Origin of the sequence: Candidatus Cryosericum terrychapinii, from assembly GCF_003570925.1 — a bacterium.
GTDB classification, from domain to species: Bacteria; Caldisericota; Caldisericia; order Cryosericales; family Cryosericaceae; genus Cryosericum; species Cryosericum terrychapinii.
The window spans coordinates 1-18,807 of record NZ_QXIS01000031.1 but is presented as its reverse complement, the minus strand read 5'-3'; the positions used below and the strand labels follow the sequence as shown (position 1 = coordinate 18,807).

Sequence of the window (18,807 nt, the reverse complement as noted above, 5' to 3'; positions counted from 1 at the left end):
AAGTCCCCGTCTAGGTCAACAATCGCATCGACTCATCCAAAATGTGCGTTGAATCCTTGTCCTCATGTCCACCGCGGTTGCGAAAGGAGTCAGTTCGAGAACGTGTACTCATTGAGGTGCTCAGACAGGAACAGGAGGTCGCGCCAGGCTCGCACGTCGGCGGAGCTGAGACTGTATTCGTCATAGTACTGAGTGCCGTTGACTCGTACTTTGAGCGCCGCCGTGCCGGGGTAGTCGGCAATCGCCTGGAAGAGTACTTCGGTTCCCGCGTCTGACTGTCGAAAAGTCACACTCTCATACACGCCGCCGGTAATGACGTCAGTCTTGACATCGTCGCTGAAGGAGTCTTTGACCACCGTGGAATATGTGATGTCCCCGATCTTGACCATGACTTGGTTGGCGAAGAGCCAATCGCTGCGATACAAGGTAAGATGCAGAAACCACCAGCTACCCGATGCATCTTTCCCAAGGTAGGGGAAGAAATGAAAAGGTCCCGAGTCTTTATCCCTGTCGGAGTAGATGAATGTCAGATTGCGAAACTCGTCCTTCTCCACCCGGCACAAGTTGACGATTCTCTTGACTTCGCTTGCGACAAGCTGTCCGTACAGAGTGTCCTGTTCGCTGGACCATACTGAGGTGCTGCGAACTGGGTCAAGCCGCGATATGGCGTCTCGGAATCTCCCCTTCTGCTGCAACGACTTCGCATCCTTGACTGCGAGCTGAAGCTGGGCTGCCTGCTTCTTGCGAAGCTCTTCGGCGGCTTTTGCCGCTTGCTCCGTCGCGAGCCTCTGCGTTCTGTCCTTGTCAGCCTCCATCTTGCCGAGAGCTGTCTGCAGGGTTGTCATGTTGGCAGCTGTAACGTCGATGTAACTCATTGGAAGCGACGAGCCCCCATCGGATCCTGTGACTCCAAGAGAGGCCTTCAATGGACTGCCTGATGTTCCGCCGGTGACAGAGAAATCCTTGAATTGGAGGTACGCCTCTCTCGCGCTTGTCACACTGCCAAGCAGGGTCACGGTGTTCCCCGTAGGATCCAGAACGACGATGTTCATTGCTGTCTTCGTCCAATAGCGAGTGCCGCTCAGGGAGCGGAAGTAGTCGACCTGGTTTTGTGGTATTGGTGTCGAGGAACAACCCGGCAAGACAAGCACAACAACCAGCGCGAGGGCTGCAAACAGTCTTCGATCACCTATGGGTGCAATCCGGAATTCTCTCGTGGCAGATCTCATTGCAGCAAGAAGAGAAAGGCGCCTGGTTGGGTCTGCCACATCATTGTTTTACCATCGCTGGTCACAGTAATTGGAACATCGTATGCTCGTGACTTGTATAATAGGTTGGCAAGGCCATTGTAGTTGTTTCCACCAGACGACACGAGTGTTACCGAGTGCACCGTCAGTCCGTAACCGCTGTACGTAGGGTCTGTGTTCATTTTCTCTTGGAACGAACTCATCACTTGTTGCTCCAACTGCTTCTTGCTTGTTCCACAGCCCGTCAGCAAAAGGACCAGAAGCACCATACCTACCAAGACGTTCAGCAGATGCGTTCTTCTCACGAGTTCCTCCTTCAGTAGGAACAGTACGCCATATGCATACAACATTGCAGTGGAGATCACACTCTCTATGATAAGTATGACACGATGACAATGTTTTTGCTAATCGGCGGGGGAGAAGGGCCAACATGCAAGTACGTTGATCTCTCATTCCAAAAAAACCCTCACTAGAAGGGCTTCTTCGTCGTTCGCAGGTATCCGGCGTTAGCGCAAGATCGCTTCGTGCTGGCCTTTCGCCTCGATGTCACCATAAGCATAATGCCCGCGGTAGAACAACTTGTCCTTGAGGATCCGATCTACTGCCTGCTTGCGCCAGGGCTTCCCCGTGGTCGTGACCCATCCGTGAGCGTTGAGCTCGTCCGCAATTTCTGATAAGGAGTACTTTCTTGCGTTGAGAGAGAAGACCTTTCTGATAACATCTACCTTCGCAACATCAGGAATCAGCGTCTTCTTTGGCGAAGTCGTGTACCCGTAGGGAGGGCGTCCACCGGCGTACTTCCCTTCTCTTGCTTTCGCCAATGCACCGCCTCGGAGACGACCCTTGATCTTATCCTTTTCGTATTGGCCGAACGAACCAAAGATGTTGCGGATCAACGTATTGCTGGCTTCGTCGCCTGCCCCGAGAGGTTCTGCGACAGAAACAACTCCCACGCCGTGCCCTCGCAGGTCTTCGATGGTGCCGATCTGCAGGTAGAGATCGCGGGCGAGACGATCAAGTTTGGCGACCACGATCATGGAAAATGACTTCTGCTTTGCGTCAATGAGCATCTGTTGGAAGCCGGGACGGTTCGAGGTGGCACCCGAGATGATGTCAGTGTACACGGCGGCGATTGCCAACTTGTTCTCTCGGCAATACTTCTTGCAGGACGAGAGTTGCGCCTGGACACCCCAGTGCTTGGATTGCTCTTCCGTCGAGACTCTCAGATAAACCGCAGCGTTCTTGAGCATCAACAAGTCCTCCTATGTGAGTTATGAACGTATTATAGCACGGATTGGCGTCCCGTTAAGTTTAGAATTCGGGACGATTCTTGGCCTTTGTCTCGGCGTTTCTGACCTGGCATGAAAGCGCGAGGAGATACCCGCGTGCCAGATTCTGGAACGGTCCGTCAAGAAGAGCAGCAGTTTCTTGTCGATTTTCTTGAATTACGTCAACTACTTGAACCACGTTAGTCGGAGCGGCCAAACATTAGCGGTCGCGCTCAGACTGAAATGTCTCGCTCCAGATTGACCGTGATACACTGCTCTTAGACAACCATCCGTGCGGAGCTGGACATAACGAGCCTCCTCCATGAGATCTTCCTCCCCCGAGGATGTTGTTGTATCCGAGGGGTGTGTTGGCCAGGGCCAACTGGATGAGATTGCCAAGAGGAGACAACCTACCAGGTGGATTGTGGAATACTATGGACGATGCTGTAGAAGCCGGCATCAATGGGACGCGTGTTTTCCGGGGCCCTTCTCCTCGAACTGCTCTCGTTGTTGCCTGTTGACATCTACTGCATATGTAATACAGTGTCGTACATATAAAACAAATGAAAGGAGGCTACGCCATGGCGATTGAAGAAGTCATCTCTCTCCGCGTCGAGGGAGACTTAAAGAGAAGAGTCGATGAAGTTGCTCGCCATACGGGACGGTCGAAGGCATGGGTCATCAGGAAAGCTGTCGACTTGTACCTTGAAGATATCGAAGACATCGAGATGAGTGAACAGCGCCTTGCTGATCCAAAAGACAACGTCATCTCCTCTGATGAGTTGATGTCGCGTCTATGACCATCTCTGCGAAGGAGAGCGTCAGGAAAGACCTGGAAGGCCTTTTCGATAAGTCCGAGGACCGGCGCCGCGTATGGTCTGCGGTCGTGAAGGCCATAGAGGCGGGCAAGTATGAGCATCTGACAGGCAACCTGCGGATGTTCTATCGTGTCCGCGTGGGCAACTACCGCGCGGTCTTCACCCGGATCACCGGCGGCGTGCTCGTCACCCGCATTGCCGACCGGATGGACGTGTACAAGGAGTGACATCTTTTGGGGGTCTGACAGGCTGGCCCTTTCGTGATCCTGTTTGACCATGCCCGAGAAGCCTGCGTCAGGACCGGGCTGTACCTTCCTACAGCTCGTACCCCTTAGCTGTGACCTCGCCGTCTTCCGGGGAGGCCCTATATACTGTAGACGACATCCCTGCAGTGGAGGCGACAATGGAACAGCATGGTCTGGTGATGGTGTACACAGGCAACGGCAAGGGGAAGACGACTGCGGCGCTGGGTCTCGGCCTCAGAGCCATCGGAGCTGGACAGCGCGTCCTGCTCGTCCAGTTCATGAAAGGGGACCCAAGCTACTCCGAGCTGAAAGGTATCGCCTTTCTGCCGGGATTCGAGGTTGTCCAGACGGGTTTGCACCACTGGGTCACCAAGGAACAAGTCAGTCTGCTGGACAGGATGGAGGCACAACGGGGAATGAACATCGCCCGCAACGCGTTCGTGGAAGAACGACATGAACTTGTCATCCTGGACGAGCTCAACTGTGCCATCGACTATCGCCTCATTCCTGAGGCTGATGTTCTCGAGCTACTGTCACACAGGCCCCCGTTCATGTCGGTCTGCATAACGGGGCGTGGGGCTCCTTCACACCTGCTGGACGTTGCCGACATGGTCAGTGAGGTCGTCGAGATCAAGCACCACTTCCACCAAGGCATCCCCGCCCAAAAGGGAATCGAGCTCTAGCCCGCCGGACGGAGCCAGTGAACCCGTCGAAGCGCAATGCCTGGGGACTGTTCAACCTCGGGGCGGCAATGTCATCGCTACAGTCGCCACCCACCCCGCGCTTGTTGCTGCTATCGCGTACCTCGGCATGCTGGTTCTCCATGAGCACGTCACCGCGCAGACCATCATCGGAAGTGGATTCATCCTTACCGGGCTTCTGGTCTGCATGAACAGGCCACGGGTGAATACACTGTGAAGAATGAGTCGAACGTTCGCCCCGGCATCCGTGTACTAGAGGTGGCGAAACAGACTTCATACCAACCTCCTTCCCAGAACGAAAAGGGCCTCCGTAGCAGCCGGAGGCCTTTTTCATTGATCATCAACTCAATTTGCTGCCAAGTCGGCACGCCTCTGTGTTCTTGTCTGTTTCCGGATATCCTTCTGATAGATTGATGACAATTGCCATTTCGTCATTGAGAGGCGTGTCCTCACGAAGAGACAGTATCTGGGCTTGGATATCCTGAGGGGCTTGGGCGTGTTCAGCGTGGTGTGGTTGCACTCCGCCTTCTACTACTTCGACGGTCTATATGATCTGGACTTCAACAATCCCCCGCTGATTGTTACGATCATCGGCCTCTTGCTGATGTTCGCGGGTCTCTTTGCCATGATCAGCGGTACAGCTCACACCCTGCAGCTTCACCAAAAAGCAGATGCTGGATACGGACCGAAGAAGATCCTGGTCTTCAATACCGTCGGTGGCTTGTTCATATTGGCCGTCGGATACGCCTATTTCATCTTCACTGGGGCGGGACTCGTCCATTTTGAGACCAGAAGCGTGAACAATAGCATGCTGGTCGATCTGATCCGGTACGGCAGGATATCGACGGTGCTGTCTGAGAGAGTCCTTTACATCGACAGTCTGACCATGGTCGGCATGAACATCCTCATCATGGGACTGATCTTCGTCCTTGCCAATCGATGGGTAAGGAACAAGAAGCTCCATAGCTGGTCATCCTTCTATCTGCTGTCTGCTCTCGGCGTCTTCCTCTTCTCACTGGTCCGCATCCCTCTGTATGACATCTACCTGAAGGCCGTGGCCGGAAAACAACTTGGCATGGTCCTTCTCCTGAACGGATTCGTCAACAAGAACAACCCGTTGTTGCCCTATCTGGCGTTTGGACTCATGGGCGCATGGCTGGCTTCCATGCTGAAAGAGCGAGGATGGCATTCGCTCGTGCGCACAGCGCTTCCGCTCAGCCTTGCACTCCTGACGACGGGCGTGCTGCTGTACATCGGCCTTCCCGATACCATGCTTCAGAGGAGCATCGACCTGAAGTGGTATGCGATCATGACTGCGCAACTGGGACTGTTCCTAGGCATGATGCTGGTCGCTCTCCGGCACTATGATTTCAGACGCGAGGAAGACGCCCGGCGCATATCCTCTGTCAGCGCCTTCATCTACCGCTTCGGCGTCGCCGGTCTGACGGCGTTCTTCCTGGAGAGTGTGATCAGCGCCTGTATCTACCGGGTCCTGTCGCTTTTTGTCCCTGGCCTCCACTTCGGTCTGCCCGCCGCGCTCCTCTACGGGGGCGCACTTGCCCTCTGCTGGGGCTTCTTCCTGATGCTTTGGGAGAAGGTCCAGTTCCGGTACGGCCTGGAGTACTTCTACTGCAGGGTACTCGACCACTTCGGCACGAGCGAGAAGAAGCGCAAGCTGAACGGGATCGCGGGAGAGTAGCAGGCAATGAACATCCTCCAGGGCATCCGTGACTACCGGCTTCTGAACAGGCATCTGTACCGATTCTCCGAAGAGGAGATTCGCGCGTACCAGCTCTCGGAACTGCAGAAGCTGGTTGCGTTCTCCGTAGAACACTCGCCCTTCTACCGCGACCTCTACAGAGGCTTATCCGTGAAGAGTCTGGAGGACTTCCAGCGGCTGCCGACTATCAACAAACAGATGATGATGGAACATTTCGACGATATCAACACATGCGGCCTGAAACTCGAGGCGGTCCGGGACTATGCCGTCCAGAAGGACCTTCACAGGGAATACCTGGGCTACTATCAGGACCAATATGTGATCGGCCTATCCAGTGGCACCAGCGGCAACAAGGGGATCTACATCACGCCAAAGGCGATGACCGAGCGGCTTCCCTTTGTCTTCCTGGCCAGGAGCGGCCTGCCATACAGGGATCTCCCCTTCCGCATCTTGTTTCTGCTCAGGGTCTTCAGTCAGGGCTTCGAGGACGTCAATGCCCCCTTCATTCACGTGAATTATCTGACCACCATGACACCAGTCGATGAAATCATTAGCCGGATCAACCACGACCGCATCAACATCCTGATGGCGCCCCCCAGCCTTGTCAGGCAACTGCTGCCCTGGGCCGGCACGATCAAGAAGCCGCTTCAGATGATCGTCTGCTACGCGGAGGTGCTGGAAAAGGAGGAGAAGGAACGTTTCCAGGCGTGTTTTGGAACGCACGTCATCGAGATATACCAGGCCAGTGAAGGGCAGATCGGAAGCACCTGCCGGTGCGGCAACCTGCACATCAACGAGGACCTGGTGTATATCGAACTCTATGACAAGGATGGGCAGCCGGTGGATCGCCCAGGGCCCCTGGCAACAACAATGCTCCTGACAAATCTCATCAACACCGCGCAGCCCCTGATACGGTACGAGATGAATGACCTCATCCAGCTGGGCAAGCGCTGCCCCTGCGGCAGCTCCTTCAGAGTCATCGAGAAGGTACTGGGAAGGAATGACGACGTCCTCTACCTCTGGAACAGGGATCACGTCCTGCAGCCCGTCTACCCTGATCTGGTGAGCCGATGGATCATCACGACCAGCGACAGCATCCGGGAATTCCGGGTCAGCCAGATCTCTCATTCCAGACTGGAGGTCGCGATTGACTTGTTTGACTCGACAGATGAGGCAAAGGCTGCCGTGACCGAAAGGCTGAGGAACCGCCTGACAGGCGAATTGTCCAGCTACGCAATCGATGCCGACGTGGATATCCGAATAGAGGCCATACGACTTCCGGAAACCATGGCCAAGTACAAGCGCTTCACAGGTCTGAAGTCGGAAGGTATAGATAATTCCTAGTCCCGCTGACGTAGTCATGTCGCGGGTGAACCCACTGTGAAGAACGGATTGAACGTCCACACGGGCATCCGTGTACTAGAGGTGGTGAAACAGACTTCATACCAACCTCCTTCCAGAGATGAAAAAGGCCTCCGTAGCAGCCGGAGGCCTTTTTCGTTTATCACCAGAAACGCTACTCGAAAAGCGCCGTGCTGGCGTAGCGATCGCCCCGGTCGGGGAAGATGACCACAATCACACCGCTCTCCAGCGTGCGGGCCAGTTCCATGGCTCCCCAGAGGGCCGCACCACAGGAGATGCCGACACTGATGCCTTCCTTGCGGTAGATTTCACGAGCGATGCCAAAGGCTGGGGCGTCCTCGGTCATCCGCAGCGTTACGTCCAGGTTGTCGAAGCTGAAGATACCCGGTGTATAGGCTGCCATGTTTCGCAGACCCTGGATCTTGCTGCCGGCAATCGGCTCGACCCCGACAACCTTCACCTGTGGCGCCTGCCTGTGCATGAAGGCGGACAGTCCAGTCAACGTGCCACCTGTACCCATGCCGGCGACAACATGGGTCACGTCAGGGACGTCCCGCAGTATCTCAGGACCGGTTGTCTCCTCGTGTGAACGCGGGTTGGCGCTGTTCTCGAACTGGTTGAGGTTGACCCATGACGGATCCTCCGAAAGCATCTGCTGTGCAGTCTTGATGGCCAGATTCGTGCCGCCGGCGGCGTCGGTGAGCACGATATCCGCGCCGAACATCTTCATGACCTTTCGCCGCTCGATGCTCGCGCTCTCGGCCATCACCGCACGGAACCTGTAGCCACGCAGAGCCGCGATCATCGCCAGGGCAATCCCGGTATTCCCGCTGGTGGCTTCCAGCAGCTGAGCACCGGGCTTCAGCACCCCTCGCTCCTCGGCGTCCCTGAACATCGCGAGGACGGGGCGGTCCTTGAGGGATCCTCCGGGGTTGTTGCCCTCCAGCTTTGCCAGGATGCGAACCTCCGGGTTTGTGCTGAAGTGCTGGAGTTCGACGACCGGTGTGTTACCGATGAGGTCCAAGATGGAATTTGTCGTCATGTGGTTTCTCCTTTAGTACCGCGAGAGGTACGTTGACACCATGGGGTCTGTCCGGAACGATGTGGCGCGAGGTCTTGGCAGGCATGAGGTTCCCGGTGAGGCCCGCTCGCATGACCTCTGCCTTCGTGACATGTTCGCCAGTTCTCCAGGCAACGACTGCTATGCGGTCACTGCTGTAGTCGACGAGATAGACCGGCACGTACTTGTACCCCATGCGCTTGAGAGCGTTGTAACGGTGATGGCCGTCCAGGATAACCATGGTCCGCTGGTCCACGATGATGAGGTCCTTGATCATGTCGTCCCGTACCAGATCGCGCTGGATTCTCATCATGTGCTTGTTCAGAACCTGCTCGTGTTGCCGCAAGGCGTCTATCCGTACCAGCGTTATCGTCATTCTTTCTCCTTCTCTGCGAGCTCTCCAGTTACCAAAAAAGCCTCCCGTCTCCGGGAGGCTTCGCATGTTCAGTGTAGATATATGCGACTAGCGACGCCCCTCGGTATGCTCCGTTTCACAGATGCAGGTGTCCATCGCTATAGTTGTCATATAGTTATTTTGTCCCGACAGGACTCCGCGTCAACCTCTCTACGTGACGGTATCATGAATTCTGGCCGTCCAGAGCCATCTGGTAGAGATACCAGGTCTTGTAGCGGATGCCGCCTGCCCCTTCGATCTCGCGCCAGCTACGCACATTTTCCTCGCCGACCAGCGACCCCTCGGCTACGCGATAGCCGTGCGTACGCCCCCAGGCGAACAGCTTGGAGAACATCGCTGCAGGAACTCCCCTGTATCGATAGTCGGGAACGACGAACATCACTAGCGCACGCCCGGCGTCAATCCGATTGCGAGACAGGAGGAACGTCAGCCACCCGAAGGGAAACAGCCGTCCGTTCATGCGTCGGAACACCTGATTATAGTCCGCGGACGAGGCGACCAGCCCGATCGGGCGCCCGTCATCGGTCCTGGCGATTGCAACCATCTCGGGCCGCACGAACTTCTTCATGTCACGCACCATGATACGTACGTCCTCGATAGAAGGAGGTGCCAGATCAGCCCATTCCACAGGCATCGCCTCATCCAGGATGCGCTTGATGTCGCGGGCGGTTCCCTCCAGGTTATTCATGTCCGCGTTGTCGACATGGTAGTGGTCACGCGCCATGACCTTCTGCACCAGCTTCTCGCGGTGATCGTTCACCGTGCGCACGTCAAAGCGCCAAGCCCCCAGGCGGGTATCCACGGTGAAACCGTAGCGCTGCATGAACGCGTTGTAGTAGGCATGATTGTAGTTGGTATACATCATCGGGGGGTCATCGAAGTTCACGGCCAGCATGCCATGGTAGTCATCGCCATTGGTCGGCGAGACCGGGCCCTTCACCACTTGCATACCTCGACTCCGCAGCCAGCTCGTGCCGGCATCGAGCAAGGCTTTGGCCTGGTCCCAATCGTCGACCACGTCAAACAGCGTGAAGGCACCATATTGCACACTCTTGGCCGCGCTGAGCTTCGTGTCGACCAGAACCGCTATGCGGCCCGAGACCCGGCCCTTCTCGTCGCGTGTGACGAAGAATGCGTGCGGGTTGTCCTTGAGGACAAAACCAGCGCGCCCGGTGACAATCGCCATCATCTCTGAACGGAGGACCGGCACCCAGGCATGGTGCCCACGGTAGAGGCGGTATGGGAACTCGACGAATTCCCGGAGCCCTCGCCTGGTCAAGACTTCTTCTACGACGGCCTTCATACGCCCGTTCCCGGAGGAACAGCAGCTTTCCGCTCAGCCAGCTGCCGCTGGATGTCCTGGTACCGTTCGCGTGTGATGGGATAGAACAGCATGGCCACAATTCCTCCCAGGAAGATGAGTCCCGAGAAACCTCCGACGAGCAGCCGGATCGTCAAGACCGAGCGGGGAGACTGTACCACTCCGGCGACGTATCCTCCCACGCTCAGCATCACGCCGACAAGTGCGATGCCGCCTGCTGAAGCAAGCTTCTGAAGAAATGTGCTGAAGCCGTAGTACATGCCCTCACGCCGCGTGCCGCTTTCGAGTTCGTCGAGTTCAATGCAGTCGGGGATGATTGCGCTCGGCAGGACGTGCGAACTGCTGATGCCGATGCCGGCGAGGAAGAGGAGTGTATAGACCACCCATGGACTGGGGACCGGGACAGCGGCAATGACCGCCAGCACACACACCACAAATGCCGTCCCCGCGATGTACGCCGTCTTCTTGCCCAGACGCCCGGATGCCCAGACCCAGAACGGGAGAAACAGAACGGCGGTAACGAAGAGGATGGCAAACAGGAGCGAGCTCTGTGCCTCCATATGTACCACGTATGTCGCGTAGTAGAGAAACACCGCAGACACGACATCCACGCCCATCCACGTGAAGAGGTACATGAGCAGAGCGGCCCTGTACGGCTTGTTGGCAAGAACCTGCTGGACTTCGGCCATGAAACTGTCCCGCGCGCGACGGCCCACGGCGGCGAGTGGCGGTTCCCGCGTTGTGACAAACACCACGATCGGTGGGACGACGATGATGGCTGCGGCTACCCACGCCATGGCGACGTAGCCCCGCGGCGCGGAAACGAATCTCTCGACAATGGCGCGAGGAACGACAGCCGCAACGAGTCCCAGAATGATAGAGAAGAACATGCGAAACGAGTTGAGGGCGGTCCGTTCGTCGTAGTCTCCCGTCAACTCTGCGGCAAGCGCCTGGTAGGGGACCGCGTATGCAGTGAAGAACGTTATGTGCAGCGAGTAGGCAAACGCATAGTAAACGAACAGTCCCCCTTGCGATAGCTGTTGTGGAACGATCCACATGAGAACAAACGTCAGGGCAAACGGGAGGGCTGCTCCGATGAAGAACGGTCGGCGGCGGCCAAAGGGCGTACGGAGATGATCAGAAATATAGCCCGTCAACGGGTCAGTTACAGCATCCCAGAACTTGCCCGCCAGGAGGACGACACCCGCCAGCGCGGGATTCAGATGCGCCACGTCCGTCAGGAAGAACAGAAAGAGGAGTGAGGTAATCGTGTACGAGACGGTATTGCTGGTATCACCAAATCCGTAGAAGAACTTCTGCCAGAAGCTCAGCCGCTGCCTCATCAATTGTTCAGGATGTCTTGCTCTGGTAGTCCTCAATCGCCAGATGCAGCGCCTGGACGGCATACCCGGCACACCGCCACTTCGATTCAGGCAGGCCTTCGAGCAGACCCGACAGATACGGCATATCGAGAGCCAGAGCCTCGTCAATGGTCTTGCCCGGCAGTTCCTTGCTGAGAACAGAGAGCGTTGCAATAAGAGCCGTACACCCTGCTATCCGGTATTTGGCATCCGCGATGCGACCTGCTTCAACGCGTATGGAAAGGGTCAGTTCGACGGCGTCCGCGTTGTCGGTGATATGCCCCGTACCCGAAGGATCGTCGATGTACCCGATGTTGCTTGGACTCATGAACTCACGGATCGTAGCACGACTGTACTTGTCCATGCTGCCTCAAGCCATCGAGCGCAGGAACTTGACGAGACCAGGAATGACGTCTGCAGCATAGTCCACGTCCTTTGCTGTCGTCACATACCCAAGCGAGAGACGTATCGACGACTTCGCTTCCTTCAGGTCACAGCCGATGGACGTCAGCACATGCGATGCCACCGTTTCCTCGGCGTTGCATGCCGAACCGCCCGCTGCGATGATACCAGCCTCGTTCATGGCAACGAGCAGTGGCTCGTTGTCGATCCCCTCGATGCGGATATTGAGGTTCTGTGGCACACGCTGCTTCATGTCACCGTTCGCGGCGATTCTGTCGATGCGCGCCGAAAGCTTGTCAAACAGCATGTTCCGCAACGTCGTCAGACGTTCGAGCTCTCCCGGCAGCCGTTCCTTGCCCAGCTGCGCCGCCTTGCCGAGCCCGACGATACCAGGAACGTTGTGGGTTGACCCACGCAGGCCCCACTCTTGTCCGCCTCCATCGATGAAAGGATACAGGGCAGCGTGGTCACGAACGAACAAGATGCCCACACCCTTCGGTCCGTTGAACTTGTGACCAGAGAGACTCAGGAAATCGACCTCCAGGGTGTTCACGTCCAGGGGAATATGCGCAGCCGTCTGGACAGCGTCCGTATGCATGAGAGCTCCGTGTTCATGAGCCACGCGTGCGATGTCGGCGATGGGCTGTATCGTTCCAATCTCATTGTTTGCGTGCATAATCGAAACCAGCACAGTCGTCGGGCGCATGGCGCGTCGCACGTCATCGGGGTCCACGATACCGCTGCGTCCAACCTTCACGAACGTGACCTCATATCCCTGGCGCTGCAGCGCCAGGGCGCTGTGCAAGATGGCGTGGTGCTCGAACTCCGCCGTCACCAAGTGCCCGGGCTTATGCAACCGCTCACGTGAAGTTCTTTCCACTGTTCCCTTGAGTACCCAGTTGTCCGACTCCGTCCCACCACTCGTGAAAACGACCTGCTCGGGATTCGAGCCGATGAGAGATGCTACGCGCACGCGGGCTTCCTCGACCGCCGTGTGCGCCACATCGCCCGCAGATGAATGCATGTACGTCATGGGGTTGGCAAATCGCTCAGTGAAGAACGGTTCCATCTCGTCAAGGACGGCCGCGTCTACAGGTGTGGTCGCCGCGTTATCCAGGTAGACTATTCTCTCCATTCGTTCCTCCAGTGCCTTCAGTACTTGTTCCCCTGCGCCGGGCGCGCAGCGACAGCCGAACCACGGTGGACGTCCTGCTTGGCTTCAGGGCTGCAGAACGCCCTCCGTCTCACCTTCAACGGACAGTATAACCGATTTGATGCCTGGTATCGTCATGAGTGTTGCCTCGATCTGCTGCCGAATGCCCAGGACGCGCATGGAACCGCCTATCCCCTCCTCCAGTCCTTCGCCGAAGTCGGCCCATGCAACGCCCGACTCGCCGACAGACACGGACCGAAATGCCGCCTTTTCCGGAATCAGCGATGTCAACCCCTGCCGACGCTCTGCAGCCGTCGGACCCTTGAGGAGCTCTCGCAGAACAGCCTCGGCGAGGGGCATCTCGGCAGAAACACTCCGTGGCACCGCGACAAGCTCGATCTCTTGGGATGACGTTCTGACCAGGAACACCTTCGCGTCCACTTGGGGCAGCGAGACCACACGACAACCGGTCGCCGCAACTGCGACGAGCATAACGACACAGCCTGCTGCCAACAGTTTCCTCACCATGAACCTCCTGTATGAATGATGCCTCACCCTATGCCCGGGAGACGTACTCATCGCCTTCCAGCAGCGCCTGCACGGTCTCCTCTGTCCGGGGGGCCTCGCGCACGGTCTTGTCGCCCACAACGTACAACCGGTCCGGAAGGACGCGTATGGTCTCCAGATTGTGCGTGGACAGCACGACCGACTTGCCCTTCGCCGTAGCCCAGGATATCAGGCCGTGGAGTTCGCGCAAGCTCGGGAGATCGAGGTGGAGTTCAGGCTCATCCATCAGGAGGACGTCCGTCCATTGCACCACGAGAGCCAGAAGCATGATCTTGCGCTGTTGCCCTGACGACATCTCATCCAGAAAGCGTGCACCAAAGCCGCTGACCTCTGGGAACACGTCAGGGTGGTCGGAGGCCTCGAGCTGTTCCATGGATTTGAGCCGTCCAAGAGAACTGAGCTCGATGACCTCATCCACCAGGATGTGCGCCTGAGGTATCTCAGGCGACAGGAATCCAACGGTCGCCGCCAGGGTTTGCGGACTCATGGACTGCAACGGGTGGCCCTTCAGCGTGACTTGGCCATCGAAGGGCGCCAGGAATCCGCGCATCGTCCGAAGGAGCGTCGACTTCCCTGTCCCATTGCGACCGACCAGCGCAACAGCCTCTCCCGGGCGAATGCTGATCGTCACGTTCCTGAGAACAGGTTCCCCGCGAACGTACCCGACCGCGACGTTGCTGAGCTCGAGGACAGCGGGGATCACATCACCCTCCTCGACTTGATCGACAGCCAGATGAGATATGGTGCCCCAAAAAGTGACAGCACCGTGTTCAGCGGCACCTCGGACACGCTCACTGAACGGGCTATGAGATCCCCGACAACCACGACGGTCGCACCCATCAGCATGGTCAGGACGACGAACGTGCGGTCTGTGCGACGCGTCAGCAGGCGTGCCAGGTGTGGCGAGAACAGTCCGGCGAATCCCACGACTCCCGAGGCGGCAACGTCGGTGGCAGCAAGGACGACGCTGATAAACAGCAGTAAGATCCTGGTTGTTCTCACGTTGACCCCCAGGTTCTGCGCAAAGTCGTCGCCTACCAGGTACGATCGGAGAGGGCGCATCAGGCTCATGACGACCGGTACAGCCACGATCAGTCCTGCAGCCACGACTGCCATGCCCGTTCCAGACGCCCTGTTGAGTCCCATCCAGGACCAGAAGATGGTGCTGGAGAGAATGTCGGGCCGTGTCGAGACCAGGATGGAGTACAGGGCGTTCAGCATGTAGGAGAGCGCAAGCCCCGACAGCAGAAACGCCAGCAGGTCATGGCCGATGCGCCTGCTGATAATGAGCAGCATCGCCAGAACGAGGAGGCCTCCAGCCAGTGGGGCTGCGATCATGACACGGACGGAAGCGACAGTCCCGGCAACACCGAAAAGAGCAACTAGTGTGACGGCCAGCTGCGCCCCTCCTGAGACCCCCAGGAGGTAGCTGTCGGCAAGCGGATTCCGGAAGGCCGTTTGCAGCAGAAAACCCGACAACCCCAGCGATGCCCCGACGAGGACGCCTAGCCCGATGCGCACAAGTCTCAGCATCACGATCTGGGCTTCCGGCGTTCCCATGGGGGCGCCCCCGATCATGAGACGCAGTCCGTGGAGTACCTCAGAAGGCGTCAGACCAGCACTGCCGAAAAACACACTGATGCCCGTGACGACAAGCAGGACTGCGGCTGTGCCCACAAGCACAGCCGCATCATGTCGTCGAACCTCGGCGTCAGGGACGGGAAGCACGCTGGACATAGTCCGCGATCATTTCGAGACCCTCGATGATACGGGGAGATGGGCGGAAGATGTAGTCACCCACCATGTCATACACGTGTCCCTGCTTCACGGCGTTGACCGTGGCAAACGCGGCTCTCCCCAGGATGTCGCCAGCCCCCATGCCGGATGCTACGACGATGACGTCCGGGTTGCGGCTGATGACAAACTCCTCGGACAGCACCGGCCATGGAGTATTCGCCTCATCAGCGATGTCGGATCCGCCGGCGATTGAGATGAGGTCTGAGACAAATGTCCCCTTCCCGGCACTCATCAGTGGGCTGTTCCAGATCTCGACGTACACTGCCGGCTTGCGAGTTAGCTTCTTCGATGCCTCAGCCACACGTGCAATGGATCGGTGCATCGACAGTGCCACCTCGAACCCCCGATCCGGGACACCGAGCACTACTGACAGCGAACGGATGGCATCTACGATACCTGATAGAGACTTGGGATCGTCGGCGTACACCTGACGCCCCATCTTGCGGAGACGTTCTACGACTGCAAGCGGCGTGCCGTCTGTCACCAGGATGAGGTCAGGCGACAGGACCAGCAGCTTCTCGAGTGAGGGGTTGCTGAATGCGCCGACGGTCGGTATCTTCTTGGCCTCCTCAGGGTAGTCCGTATACTCGGACGTAGCAATGATGTTGCTGCCCTGACCAAGGGCAAAGCAGTTCTCTGCAAGATTCGGCGCCAGGGTCACAAGCCTCATCTTCCCGGCCTTCGCAGGGAACGTGTCATGTCCATAGCCCAAGACGTCTTTCATGACAGATGGGATCTGGAGGACGATCGACGTCAATCCGTTCTTGACAGACAATGTCATCGTCCCGCCGGACGCGGTCACCAGGCCCTTGAGAATCTCAGCCGACAGATACAGGGTACCGGTCTTGCCGGAGGCACGGACCAGGTCCTTCCGGATCGACGTGTTGTAGGAACCGTCCACAAGCGTCCTGCTGCCAAACTCGTAGGCGCCCGCGACGGGTCCAAGCGCAAAGTAGACAGTGTTCTGCGACGGCTCGAACCGCACCACGCCGCCCGCTGCCTCGATGACGGCACGCATTGGGAAGGCAAGGCTGGTACCAAGCTCGACCGGAACAAATCCCCTGGGGAAGCTCCCTGCAACGCGCTTTGAGCCTGTGGTGATGACAAAGCCAGCCTGGCCTGCGCGGAAATCAAGGGAAACGCGACGCATCGAGGTGGCCGAGGCGATACTGCCGACCTGTCTGGCTGGGACCAGAACCAGTATGAAACCTATAATGACAACAAGCACAAGCGATATGATCTGCTTTCCACCTGCCGGCCTGCAACCTGCCGTCGGGTCAAGATGCTTGTCGATCCAGTTCCGATATCCTGTCCTGAACATTCTGGTTCCTCCACGCCTGTGAGTTTTTGGTCCGGCCGCCTGCGGTGAGTCACTGGAGACTCCCACTCGGCCACCGGTTGCATCCGCTTCTGAGGGCGGACCGCACTTCTCAACCCAGACAAGCGACCCTGTGTACGGGGTCGGTCGTCTCCTGCATTGGTGGTTCCAGTATATGAGTTCCTGACCTCGGTCAACGTTGTCGCTTCTCAGGGGTGACAGTTCGCTGTCTTTGCCATATACTGAACAAGTACAGAGATGAAGGAGGAGGAGACGTGATACGCGCGATAAGCCTGGACTTGTGGAAAACACTTATTCTAGACCATGACCAGGATGAGGCTCTGCGCGACCGCATCCGGGCTCAAGCCATTCGTGAAGTCCTTGGCGAGCATGGTGTGGCCGTTTCCGAGGATGGGCTGTACGAGAGTCTTCGTCGCATCGACGTCTTGCGCAGAGACGTTCGTGAGATGCGCGACTGGACTCTGACAACCTCAAGCCAGATTCGTTTCGTTTTGACGCAGGCCAGCGTGTACCCTTCCAGGGATCTGGTCGATGCTGTCCTGCCCCACTATGAGGCGGCGATCTTCCAGCTGATGCCTACCCTCGTCGAGCCAGACACTCCACAGTTGCTCGCAGACCTGGCTCGGCACTACTCTCTCTCCATGACCTCCAATACGGGAAAAACGCCAGGGCAGGTTCTGCTGAAAGTACTGGACATGCTGAACATCCGTATGCCATTCACACATTTCGTCTTCTCGGACGAAGCCCTGTATATGAAACCCGACAAAGGTATCTGGGGGCTGCTGATTGACACCAACGAACTGAAGCCGGAGGAGATCGTCCATGTGGGGGACTCGTACACCATGGACTACAAGGGAGCCCGCGCGGCTGGCCTCCAGGCCATTCTCTTTGGACGCCAGGAGTCGTTGCCTGCAGAAACCCTCGCGATCGACTCACTCAGTGAACTCGCACCAACTATCGAGGAGATGAACAGATGAACATACGTCTTACCGGTTCCAGCCTGACCTCCAGCGAAGTCGTCCGTGTCGCTCGCCAGGGTGCCGTCGTCGAACTCGGCAAGGAAGCCGTGGAACAGATCAATGTTGCCTCTTCATTCGTACGGAAGATCGTACAGGATGAAGTCCCCGTCTATGGCATCAACACGGGGTTTGGCTCTCTGTGCAATGCACACATTGGTTCCCAGGATTTGGGTAAGCTTCAAGAGAATCTCATCCTGTCCCACGCTGTCGGTGTCGGCCGCTGTTTCACCGAGGACGAGGCGCGAGCAACAATACTCGTACGTGCCAATACGCTGGCCAGCGGACATTCGGGTGTTCGTCTCGAGGTAGAGCAACTGCTGCTTGAACTTCTCAATAAGCATGTCTACCCCATGATCCCATCACAGGGATCTCTCGGCGCCTCGGGCGACCTGGCTCCTCTTGCCTCGCTGGCACTCGTACTGATTGGCAGGGGAACGGCGACTGTACACGGCGAAATCCTCCAGGGTCAGGCAATCCTCGACGCCATCGGGGCCAAGCCGGTCGTCCTGGAAGCCAAGGAAGGTCTGGCCCTCATCAACGGCACCGCCGTCATGACTGGTGTAGCCGCTCTCGTCTTCGCGGATGCACGCACGCTCCTTCGTACCGCCAACCTGGCAGCCGCCATGACCATGGAAGCACTCCGCGCCCGTCTCGACCCCTTCGACGAACGCATCCACGATCTGCGCCGGCACGCCGGACAGGGCGCTGTTGCCAGGGACATTCTGAGCTACGTTGCAGGCAGCAAACTCATTGGCACATGCGACGACGTCCAGGACGCCTATAGCATCCGCTGCATGCCGCAGGTCCATGGCGCCATCTCCGATACGATCGACTTCGTGGAAAACATGTTGCTCAATGAACTCAATGCAGTCACAGACAATCCCCTCCTGTTCCCTGCCGATGGAGACGTCCTGTCGGGTGGAAACTTCCACGGCGAACCCGTGGCGTTGGCCATGGACTTCCTCGGCATTGCCCTGTCAGAGCTGGCAAGCATCAGCGAACGGCGCACCAA

Annotated in this window: 20 protein-coding genes; 7 read left to right on the top strand and 13 right to left on the bottom strand. The window is 57.6% G+C overall.

Features of this window, described 5'->3' with window-relative positions:
- Positions 1 to 89: 89 nt before the first annotated feature.
- From SMC7_RS05100 to SMC7_RS05090, 3 genes are all read right to left on the bottom strand, one after another.
- Positions 90 to 1,052 (bottom strand): hypothetical protein, encoded by a 963-nt coding sequence (locus SMC7_RS05100; RefSeq protein WP_119089274.1) that lies wholly within the window; start codon positions 1,050 to 1,052, stop codon positions 90 to 92.
- Between the two features lie 173 nt (positions 1,053 to 1,225).
- Positions 1,226 to 1,552: a hypothetical protein gene (locus SMC7_RS05095; RefSeq protein WP_119089273.1), complete on the bottom strand. Its 327-nt coding sequence runs from the start codon at positions 1,550 to 1,552 to the stop codon at positions 1,226 to 1,228.
- A gap of 201 nt (positions 1,553 to 1,753) precedes the next feature.
- On the bottom strand, positions 1,754 to 2,497 hold the full coding sequence (locus tag SMC7_RS05090) for a recombinase family protein (RefSeq protein ID WP_119089272.1): 744 nt from the start codon (positions 2,495 to 2,497) through the stop codon (positions 1,754 to 1,756).
- A gap of 599 nt (positions 2,498 to 3,096) precedes the next feature.
- On the opposite strand from SMC7_RS05090, the gene SMC7_RS05085 reads away from it, so the two are divergent.
- The 5 genes from SMC7_RS05085 (at position 3,097) to SMC7_RS05065 (ending at position 7,343) form a co-directional block, all read left to right on the top strand.
- Positions 3,097 to 3,315 carry a ribbon-helix-helix protein, CopG family gene (locus SMC7_RS05085; protein ID WP_119119486.1) on the top strand — a complete coding sequence of 73 codons (219 nt, stop codon included), beginning with the start codon at positions 3,097 to 3,099 and terminating at the stop codon, positions 3,313 to 3,315.
- Positions 3,312 to 3,560 (top strand): type II toxin-antitoxin system RelE family toxin, encoded by a 249-nt coding sequence (locus SMC7_RS05080; RefSeq protein ID WP_119089270.1) that lies wholly within the window; start codon positions 3,312 to 3,314, stop codon positions 3,558 to 3,560. The genes SMC7_RS05085 and SMC7_RS05080 overlap by 4 nt, the downstream gene beginning before the upstream one ends.
- A gap of 176 nt (positions 3,561 to 3,736) precedes the next feature.
- Entirely contained in the window at positions 3,737 to 4,261 is a 525-nt protein-coding gene (locus SMC7_RS05075) for a cob(I)yrinic acid a,c-diamide adenosyltransferase (protein ID WP_119089269.1), read from the top strand.
- Positions 4,262 to 4,751: 490 nt separating this feature from the next.
- Positions 4,752 to 5,978 carry a hypothetical protein gene (locus SMC7_RS05070; RefSeq protein WP_119089268.1) on the top strand — a complete coding sequence of 409 codons (1,227 nt, stop codon included), beginning with the start codon at positions 4,752 to 4,754 and terminating at the stop codon, positions 5,976 to 5,978.
- Between the two features lie 6 nt (positions 5,979 to 5,984).
- A complete protein-coding gene (locus SMC7_RS05065) occupies positions 5,985 to 7,343 on the top strand; it encodes an AMP-binding protein (RefSeq protein WP_119089267.1) in 1,359 nt (452 codons plus the stop codon).
- A gap of 172 nt (positions 7,344 to 7,515) precedes the next feature.
- On the opposite strand, the gene SMC7_RS05060 is transcribed toward SMC7_RS05065, so the two are convergent.
- The 10 genes from SMC7_RS05060 to SMC7_RS05015 all read right to left on the bottom strand — a co-directional run bounded on the left by SMC7_RS05060 (position 7,516) and on the right by SMC7_RS05015 (position 16,758).
- The gene (locus SMC7_RS05060) at positions 7,516 to 8,403 is read right to left on the bottom strand and encodes a PLP-dependent cysteine synthase family protein (protein WP_119089266.1); all 888 of its coding nucleotides are present in this window, start codon (positions 8,401 to 8,403) and stop codon (positions 7,516 to 7,518) included.
- Entirely contained in the window at positions 8,369 to 8,797 is a 429-nt protein-coding gene (locus tag SMC7_RS05055) for a ParB N-terminal domain-containing protein (protein WP_165845159.1), read from the bottom strand. Before SMC7_RS05055 ends, SMC7_RS05060 begins: the two co-directional genes overlap by 35 nt.
- Before the next feature lie 202 nt (positions 8,798 to 8,999).
- Positions 9,000 to 10,139 (bottom strand): hypothetical protein, encoded by a 1,140-nt coding sequence (locus SMC7_RS05050; protein ID WP_119089264.1) that lies wholly within the window; start codon positions 10,137 to 10,139, stop codon positions 9,000 to 9,002.
- Positions 10,136 to 11,500, bottom strand: coding sequence for an MFS transporter (locus SMC7_RS05045; RefSeq protein WP_165845158.1), 1,365 nt, complete (start codon positions 11,498 to 11,500; stop codon positions 10,136 to 10,138). Before SMC7_RS05045 ends, SMC7_RS05050 begins: the two co-directional genes overlap by 4 nt.
- Positions 11,501 to 11,507: 7 nt before the next feature.
- Complete coding sequence (locus SMC7_RS05040; RefSeq protein WP_119089262.1) at positions 11,508 to 11,882, bottom strand: iron-sulfur cluster assembly scaffold protein; 375 nt, start codon at positions 11,880 to 11,882, stop codon at positions 11,508 to 11,510.
- Positions 11,883 to 11,888: 6 nt separating this feature from the next.
- Positions 11,889 to 13,055 carry a cysteine desulfurase family protein gene (locus SMC7_RS05035; protein ID WP_119089261.1) on the bottom strand — a complete coding sequence of 389 codons (1,167 nt, stop codon included), beginning with the start codon at positions 13,053 to 13,055 and terminating at the stop codon, positions 11,889 to 11,891.
- Between the two features lie 84 nt (positions 13,056 to 13,139).
- The gene (locus tag SMC7_RS05030) at positions 13,140 to 13,598 is read right to left on the bottom strand and encodes a GerMN domain-containing protein (protein ID WP_165845157.1); all 459 of its coding nucleotides are present in this window, start codon (positions 13,596 to 13,598) and stop codon (positions 13,140 to 13,142) included.
- A 31-nt stretch (positions 13,599 to 13,629) separates the two neighbouring features.
- Entirely contained in the window at positions 13,630 to 14,343 is a 714-nt protein-coding gene (locus SMC7_RS05025; RefSeq protein WP_165845156.1) for an ABC transporter ATP-binding protein, read from the bottom strand.
- A complete protein-coding gene (locus tag SMC7_RS05020; RefSeq protein WP_119089258.1) occupies positions 14,340 to 15,377 on the bottom strand; it encodes a FecCD family ABC transporter permease in 1,038 nt (345 codons plus the stop codon). Before SMC7_RS05020 ends, SMC7_RS05025 begins: the two co-directional genes overlap by 4 nt.
- Complete coding sequence (locus SMC7_RS05015; protein ID WP_119089257.1) at positions 15,352 to 16,758, bottom strand: ABC transporter substrate-binding protein; 1,407 nt, start codon at positions 16,756 to 16,758, stop codon at positions 15,352 to 15,354. The genes SMC7_RS05020 and SMC7_RS05015 overlap by 26 nt, the downstream gene beginning before the upstream one ends.
- A 272-nt stretch (positions 16,759 to 17,030) precedes the next feature.
- Between SMC7_RS05015 and SMC7_RS05010 the strand changes: the two genes are divergently transcribed.
- Positions 17,031 to 17,753 (top strand): HAD family hydrolase, encoded by a 723-nt coding sequence (locus SMC7_RS05010; RefSeq protein ID WP_119089256.1) that lies wholly within the window; start codon positions 17,031 to 17,033, stop codon positions 17,751 to 17,753.
- Positions 17,750 to 18,807 (top strand): HAL/PAL/TAL family ammonia-lyase (locus SMC7_RS05005; RefSeq protein WP_119089255.1); only part of this gene is annotated, 1,058 nt, incomplete at its 3' end. The genes SMC7_RS05010 and SMC7_RS05005, both read left to right, overlap by 4 nt.

Bases quoted from the DNA above. Each gene is read 5' to 3' on its own strand.
- SMC7_RS05090 (WP_119089272.1), bottom strand. From the start codon at position 2,497: ATGCTCAAGAACGCTGCGGTTTATCTGAGAGTCTCGACGGAAGAGCAA.
- SMC7_RS05040 (WP_119089262.1), bottom strand. From the start codon at position 11,882: ATGGACAAGTACAGTCGTGCTACGATCCGTGAGTTCATGAGTCCAAGC.
- SMC7_RS05085 (WP_119119486.1), top strand. From the start codon at position 3,097: ATGGCGATTGAAGAAGTCATCTCTCTCCGCGTCGAGGGAGACTTAAAG.
- SMC7_RS05050 (WP_119089264.1), bottom strand. From the start codon at position 10,139: ATGAAGGCCGTCGTAGAAGAAGTCTTGACCAGGCGAGGGCTCCGGGAA.
- SMC7_RS05060 (WP_119089266.1), bottom strand. From the start codon at position 8,403: ATGACGACAAATTCCATCTTGGACCTCATCGGTAACACACCGGTCGTC.
- SMC7_RS05045 (WP_165845158.1), bottom strand. From the start codon at position 11,500: ATGAGGCAGCGGCTGAGCTTCTGGCAGAAGTTCTTCTACGGATTTGGT.
- SMC7_RS05075 (WP_119089269.1), top strand. From the start codon at position 3,737: ATGGAACAGCATGGTCTGGTGATGGTGTACACAGGCAACGGCAAGGGG.
- SMC7_RS05020 (WP_119089258.1), bottom strand. From the start codon at position 15,377: ATGTCCAGCGTGCTTCCCGTCCCTGACGCCGAGGTTCGACGACATGAT.
- SMC7_RS05035 (WP_119089261.1), bottom strand. From the start codon at position 13,055: ATGGAGAGAATAGTCTACCTGGATAACGCGGCGACCACACCTGTAGAC.
- SMC7_RS05015 (WP_119089257.1), bottom strand. From the start codon at position 16,758: ATGTTCAGGACAGGATATCGGAACTGGATCGACAAGCATCTTGACCCG.
- SMC7_RS05100 (WP_119089274.1), bottom strand. From the start codon at position 1,052: ATGAACATCGTCGTTCTGGATCCTACGGGGAACACCGTGACCCTGCTT.
- SMC7_RS05080 (WP_119089270.1), top strand. From the start codon at position 3,312: ATGACCATCTCTGCGAAGGAGAGCGTCAGGAAAGACCTGGAAGGCCTT.
- SMC7_RS05065 (WP_119089267.1), top strand. From the start codon at position 5,985: ATGAACATCCTCCAGGGCATCCGTGACTACCGGCTTCTGAACAGGCAT.
- SMC7_RS05055 (WP_165845159.1), bottom strand. From the start codon at position 8,797: ATGACGATAACGCTGGTACGGATAGACGCCTTGCGGCAACACGAGCAG.